Origin of the sequence: Streptomyces sp. FH025, assembly GCF_017427025.1 — a bacterium.
In the GTDB taxonomy this organism is placed as follows: domain Bacteria; phylum Actinomycetota; class Actinomycetes; order Streptomycetales; family Streptomycetaceae; genus Kitasatospora.
In genome coordinates this window covers 1-6466 of sequence record NZ_JAFLNG010000444.1, presented here as the reverse complement: position 1 = coordinate 6466, position 6466 = coordinate 1, and the positions used below count along the sequence as shown (strand labels likewise).

Annotated in this window: 5 protein-coding genes; 1 reads left to right on the top strand and 4 read right to left on the bottom strand. The window is 70.1% G+C overall.

Translation table 11 applies throughout. From position 1 onward, the window contains the following. The 3 genes from J0670_RS26300 to J0670_RS26290 all read right to left on the bottom strand — a co-directional run. On the bottom strand, positions 1 to 875 hold an 875-nt coding region (locus tag J0670_RS26300; RefSeq protein WP_207814152.1), incomplete at its 3' end, for a branched-chain amino acid ABC transporter permease. Between the two features lie 138 nt (positions 876 to 1013). Beyond that, positions 1014 to 2258: a branched-chain amino acid ABC transporter substrate-binding protein gene (locus J0670_RS26295; protein ID WP_207814151.1), complete on the bottom strand. Its 1245-nt coding sequence runs from the start codon at positions 2256 to 2258 to the stop codon at positions 1014 to 1016. Positions 2259 to 2871: 613 nt separating this feature from the next. Further along, positions 2872 to 3336 carry a PaaI family thioesterase gene (locus J0670_RS26290; RefSeq protein WP_207814150.1) on the bottom strand — a complete coding sequence of 155 codons (465 nt, stop codon included), beginning with the start codon at positions 3334 to 3336 and terminating at the stop codon, positions 2872 to 2874. Between the two features lie 232 nt (positions 3337 to 3568). Here J0670_RS26290 and polA point away from each other — a divergent pair, with 232 nt between their 5' ends. After that, positions 3569 to 6253, top strand: coding sequence for a DNA polymerase I (gene polA, locus J0670_RS26285; protein ID WP_207814154.1), 2685 nt, complete (start codon positions 3569 to 3571; stop codon positions 6251 to 6253). Positions 6254 to 6301: 48 nt separating this feature from the next. On the opposite strand, the gene J0670_RS26280 is transcribed toward polA, so the two are convergent. Next, the coding region (locus J0670_RS26280) for an ATP-dependent helicase C-terminal domain-containing protein (protein WP_207814153.1) at positions 6302 to 6466 on the bottom strand (165 nt) is incomplete at its 5' end.

The following is a 6466-nucleotide window of genomic DNA, read 5'->3' as shown; positions in this document are numbered from 1 at the left end:
ACGAGGATGAGGAGTACGAAGGCCCAGACGTCCTTCCAGGCGCCGCCTCCGAAGAGGTGCATGCCGGGCAGGTGCTGGACGTAGCCGGTGGCGAGGGCTTCGGCGAGGCCGAGGGCGATGCCGCCGAGCATGGCGCCGTAGATGTTGCCGATGCCGCCGAGGACGGCGGCGGTGAAGGCCTTGAGGCCGAGGATGAAGCCCATGCGGAAGTCGACCTGGCCGCTGCGCAGTCCGTAGGCGACGGCGGCGACGGCGGCGAAGGCGGCGCCGATGGCGAAGGCCAGGACGATGATCCGGTCGGTGTCGATGCCCATGAGCTTGGCGGTGTCCGGGTCCTGGCTGGTGGCCTGCATGGCGCGGCCGGAGCGGGTGCGGGTGACGAACCAGCCGAGGGCGAGCATGCAGAGCGGGGCGGCGATGATCAGGAAGAGGTCGCTGCGTTGGATGGTGACGGAGCCGAGGTCGAAGGGGTCGCCGGGGATCTTGGGGAAGACCCGGGCCTTCTTGGCGTCGGGGTAGAAGGAGAAGACGAGTTGCTGCAGGAAGATGGACAGCCCGATCGCGGTGATCAGCGGGGCGAGTCGGGGGGCGTTGCGCAGTGGCCGGTAGGCGAAGCGTTCGGCGGCGACGGCGGTGAGGGTGGAGACCAGGATGCCGGCGATCAGCATGAGTGGTAGGGCCAGCCACAGGGTGGTGCCGCCGGGGAGGGCGAGGTAGGCGGTCAGGGCGCCGAAGCCGCCGACCATGACGATCTCGCCGTGGGCGAAGTTGATGAGCTGGACGATGCCGTAGACCATCGTGTAGCCGATCGCGACGAGTCCGTAGAGGGCTCCGAGGATCAGGCCGTTGGCCAGCTGCTGCGGTAGGTCGTGCACCGCTGGGCCTCCGTAGTGCGTTCGGGGGTGTCCGCGTGGGTGGTGGATGTGGGGGCGCGCGGGGGCACTGGTGGCGCCCCCGCGCGCGTGTGTGCTGTGGTGCGAAGTGCGGCTGTCTGTCCGGGTGGTGACGGAATGTCAGCCGTTGAAGGTGCCGGACTTCTCCACGGCCCACTTGCCGTCCTTGACGGTGTAGACGGTGAGCTGCTTGTTGGTGGTGTCGCCGAACTCGTCGAAGGAGACCTTGCCGGTGACGCCGTCGAAGGTGACCTTCTGGACGGCGTCGCGGACGGTCTTGCGCAGGGCGTCGCCGGTGGGGAGCTTTCCGCCGTTGTCCTTCACGACGTTCTTGACGGCCTCGATGATGGACCAGGCGCTGTCGTAGGAGTAGCCGCCGTAGGTCTCGTAGGCGTCCTTGTAGCCGGCCGCCTTGTAGTCGGCGATGTACTTCTTGGCGGTGTCGAGGGATTCGACGGGCAGGCCGACGGCGGTGGCGAAGTCGCCCTGGCTCTTGGGGTTGAGCTTGATGAAGTCGGCGCTCTGGATGCCGTCGCCGCCCATCAGGGGGATGGTGGCGCCGGCGTCCTTGAGCTGGAGGGAGAGCGGGCCGGCGGCCGGGTACTCGCCGCCGTAGTAGACGGCGTCGGCGCCGGAGTTCTTGACCTTGGTGACGATGGCGGAGAAGTCGCGGTCGTCGGGGTTGACGTGCTCCTCGCCGGCCAGGGTGCCGCCGAGCTTGGTGAACTCGCTCTTGAAGGTGGCGGCGAGGCCGGCGCCGTAGGTCTTCTGGTCGTCGATGAGGAAGACCTTGGTCTTCTTGGCGTCGTTGTAGAGGTACTGGGCGGCGAACGGGCCCTGGATGGCGTCGGTGGTGGCGGTGCGGAAGTAGGACTTGAAGGGGCGCTTCTTCTCGCCGCTGGCCCACTTCTCGCCCTGGCTGAGGGCGACGCCGGTGTTGGCGGGGGAGACCTCGACCAGGTTCGCGTCGTCGAAGATCTGCTGCATCGACTGCGCCACACTGGAGTTGAGCGGGCCGACGACGCCGAGCACCTTGGGGTCGCCGACCAGCTGGGTGGCGTTCTGCTGGCCGGGGGCGGGCTTGCCGGTGTCGTCGAGGGCCTTGATCTCGAACTTGACGCCCGGGACCTCGTTCGTCTCGTTGGCCTTCTTGACCGCGAGGTCGACGGAGTTGCGGATGCCGAGGCCGAGGGCGGAGAGGTCGCCGGTGAGCGGGGCGTCGACGCCGATGACGACGGTGGAGGCGGAACCGCCGTTGCCGCTGCCGCTGTCGGCGTTCTTCTTCTCACCGCGGGAGCCGCAGGCGCTGAGGCTGAGGGCGCCGATCACGGCAATGCTCACGACAACTGCTGAACGATGACGCACGAGGGGTCCCCTTCGGTTCAGGAGGCGCCCGCGTCTGAGTGGCGGGAGCCGGGATGCGCGGAGGGCCGGGCCCATTCCGGATGGCGCGGTGACTGGCCGTGACTCTAGGCGGCGTTGGGCGGCTCGGGCAGTGGTGCGGGCAGGCTGTGATTCTCTTGTTATGAGCACACAGACCAGTTGTCTCAGCATGCGGTCGTTTTGGCTCGACCGATCCCGAACTTCCGGGCCCCCGCTCGCTGATGGGGCAATGTAAGGCCCAGAAATAGGGGTTGCAGCTGTTGCCGTCGATAATCGGACAGTCGCGTCCGGTGCGCTGTTTTCGGCCGCGCTCGTCCGCATTCCGGACGATGAGGGCGCAGCGAAGGAGCCCCGGGGTGTCCAGAGGCCCCGGAACGGCCATTTGATCGGATTTCCTACTTGTTACGTAGCGTTACATCCGCCGGGATCGCGGCCGAGCGCGCCCGGACATGCCACCGCCCCCTTGTCCAGACCGACGCCTGCCCAGGGTGGCGGATGGTCAAACAAGGGGGCGAGAAAGGGACTTGATATCGACCGTACGGCAACTGTCGGCAGGCGTACGGTGGTTGTGGATCCGGCCTGAAAGTCGCGTGGGCTACAGGTCGCGCAGCATGCAGGTCAGCCGGCAGCTGGTGATCCGCTTGCCGGTGTCGTCGGTGATCGCGATCTCGTACGTGGCCGCGGTGCGGCCCTTGAACACCGCCGTCGCCACGCCCGTGACCAGACCGGAGGTGGCCGAGCGGTGGTGGGTGGCGTTGAGGTCCACGCCCACCGCGTACCGGCCCGGACCGGCGTGCAGCATCGCGCCGATCGAGCCCAGCGTCTCGGCCAGTGCCGCCGACGCGCCGCCGTGCAGCAGCCCGTACGGCTGCTGGTTGCCCTCCACCGGCATGGTGCCGACCACGCGGTCGCCGGACGCCTCGACGATCCGGATGCCGAGCTTCTCGCCGAGGTGGCCGCCGGAGAAGGTCTCCGGGCTCACCCCGAGCCGGGAGAAGTGGTCCAGCACGTCCTGCGGGACCTTCAGGACGGGGGCGGTGTCGGGGGCCGCGTCGGTCATGGGGAGCTCCTGCCGCTCGGGGGTCGCGTCGTCGTGCTGCCTGTGATCGTACGACCGTCCTACTCGCTGGTAGCGGCCGTGGTCGGACCGGCGCGGCGCCCCTTTTGTCGGTGCCGGGCCCTAGGATCGGTCACCGGTAGTGGAATCGGCAGGAACGGACGTTGACGTGGCTACGCAGAGTACGGACAAGGGCGCGACGGGTGGCGGCGGGGCCGGCCCGCGGCCCCGGCTGATGCTGCTCGACGGGCACTCGATGGCCTACCGGGCCTTCTACGCCCTGCCCGTGGAGAACTTCAACACCTCCACCGGGCAGCCCACCAACGCGGTCTACGGCTTCGCCTCGATGCTCGCCAACACCGTCCGGGACGAACGGCCCACCCACCTCGCCGTCGCCTTCGACGTCTCCCGGCAGACCTTCCGCTCCGTCGAGTTCCCCGACTACAAGGCCAACCGCGCCAAGACGCCGGACGAGTTCCGCAGCCAGATCGGCCTGATCGGCGAACTGCTCGACGCCATGCACATCCCCCGGCTGACCGCCGAGGGCTTCGAGGCCGACGACATCATCGCCACCCTGGCCACCGCCGCCGAGGCGGCCGGCTACGACGTCGACATCGTCACCGGCGACCGCGACTCGCTCCAGCTGGTCACCGACCACGTCACCGTGCTCTACCCCACCAAGGGCGTCTCCGAGCTCACCCGCTTCACCCCGGAGAAGGTCACCGAGAAGTACGGCGTCACCCCCCGCCAGTACCCCGACCTCGCCGCCCTGCGCGGCGACCCGTCCGACAACCTGCCCGGCATCCCCGGCGTCGGCGAGAAGACCGCCGCCAAGTGGGTCAACCAGTTCGGCTCCTTCGACGACCTCGTCGCCCGCGCCGACGAGGTCAAGGGCAAGATCGGCGAGAAGCTGCGCGACAACCTCGACTCGGTCAAGCGCAACCGGGTGCTCACCGAGCTGGTCCGCGACGTCGAACTCCCGCTCGGCGTGGCCGACCTGGCCCGCCAGGCCTTCGACAAGGCCGCCGTCGGCACCCTGATGGAGTCGCTGGAGTTCCGCAACGCCAACTTCCGCGACCGCGTCCTGGGCATCGACCCGGCGGCGGGCGAGGAGGAGGCCGCCGAACTCGCCCCCGGCGTCGAGGTCGACGGCGAACTGCTCACCGACCCGGGCACGCTGGCCACCTGGCTGCGCGAGCACGCCTCCGACGGCAAGACCACCGTCGCCCTGGCCGCCGTCTACCAGTGGGCGCTCGGCACCGGCGAGGTCACCGAAGTGGCCCTCGCCGCAGGGGAGTCCGCCGCCTGGTTCGACCCGGCGCTGCTCGCCGAGGAGGACGAGCGGGCCTTCGCCGCCTGGCTCGCCGACCGGACGGCCCCCAAGGCCCTGCACATCGCCAAGCAGGTCATGCGCGCCTTCGCCGAGCGCGGCTGGGCCATCGACGGCGTCGTCGCCGACACCGCCCTCGCCGCCTACCTGGAGAAGCCCGGCCGGCGCACCTTCACCCTGGAGGTGCTCGCCGAGGAGTACCTGGCCCGCTCGCTCACCCCGGCCCCCGCCACCGAGAGCGGCCAACTCGCCTTCGACGCACCGGAGGAGGACGAGACCGCCGCGGCCCAGTCGCTCATGCTCCAGGCCCGCGCCGTACTCGACCTCGCCGCGCTCTTCGACACCCGCCTCGGCGAGGTCGGCGCCACCGGGCTGATGCGCGACATGGAACTGCCCATCGCCGCCCTGCTCGCCCGCATGGAGCGCTACGGCATCGCCGCCGACCGCGAGTGGCTCACCACGCTGGAGGCGCAGTTCGCCGCCGAGATCCAGCGCTGCGTCGAGGAGGCGCACGCCGCCGCCGGGCGCGAGTTCAACCTCGGCTCGCCCAAGCAGCTCCAGGAGATCCTCTTCGGCGAGCTCGCCCTCCCGAAGACCAAGAAGATCAAGACCGGCTACACCACCGACGCCGACGCCCTCACCTGGCTCGCCACCCAGACCGACAACGAGCTGCCGGTCATCCTGCTGCGCCACCGCGACCAGGCCAAGCTGCGCACCACCGTCGAGGGCCTGCTCAAGACCGTCTCGCCCAAGGGCCGGATCCACACCACCTTCAACCAGATGGTCGCCGCCACCGGCCGGCTCTCCTCGCAGGACCCGAACCTGCAGAACATCCCCGTCCGCACCGAGGAGGGCCGGGCGATCCGCCGCGCCTTCGTCGTCGGCGAGGGCTACGAGTCGCTGCTCACCGCCGACTACTCGCAGATCGAACTGCGGATCATGGCGCACCTGTCCGAGGACGAGGCCCTGATCGAGGCCTTCGCCTCCGGCGAGGACCTGCACACCACCGTCGCCTCCCAGGTCTTCGAGGTCCCGGGCGCCGCCGTGGACGCCGAGATGCGGCGCAAGATCAAGGCGATGTCCTACGGCCTGGCGTACGGGCTGTCCGCGTACGGGCTCTCGCAGCAGCTCGGCATCAAGCCGGCCGAGGCGCAGGGCCTGATGGACACCTACTTCGAGCGCTTCGGCGGCGTGCGCGACTACCTGCACCGGGTCGTCGAGGAGGCCCGCGCGACCGGCTACACCGAGACCCTGCTCGGTCGCCGCCGCTACCTGCCGGACCTCAACAGCGACAACCGCCAGCGCCGCGAGATGGCCGAGCGGATGGCCCTGAACGCCCCGATCCAGGGCTCGGCCGCCGACATCGTCAAGATCGCCATGCTGCGGGTCGACGAGGCGCTGCGCGAGGCCGGCCTCACCTCCCGGATGCTGCTCCAGGTGCACGACGAAATCGTGCTGGAGCTGGCCCCGGGCGAGCGCGAGCCGGTCGAGGCGATCGTCCGCGAGCAGATGGCGGGCGCCTACCCGCTGCGCGCCCCGCTGGACGTCTCGGTCGGCGTCGGCGCCGACTGGGAGGCCGCCGCGCACTGATGTGCCGATGGACGAAGGGCCCGGACGCGCGAGTGTCCGGGCCCTTCGTCATTTCCGGGCGTTGGTGCGGCGGGTGGGTTCCGCGGTGGTCGGGTCCTCGGGCCAGGGGTGGCGGGGGTAGCGGCCTCGGAGGTCGGCGCGGACGGCGCGGTAGCCGTCGCGCCAGAAGCTCTCCAGATCTCCGGTGACGGCGGCGGGCCGACCGGCGGGGGA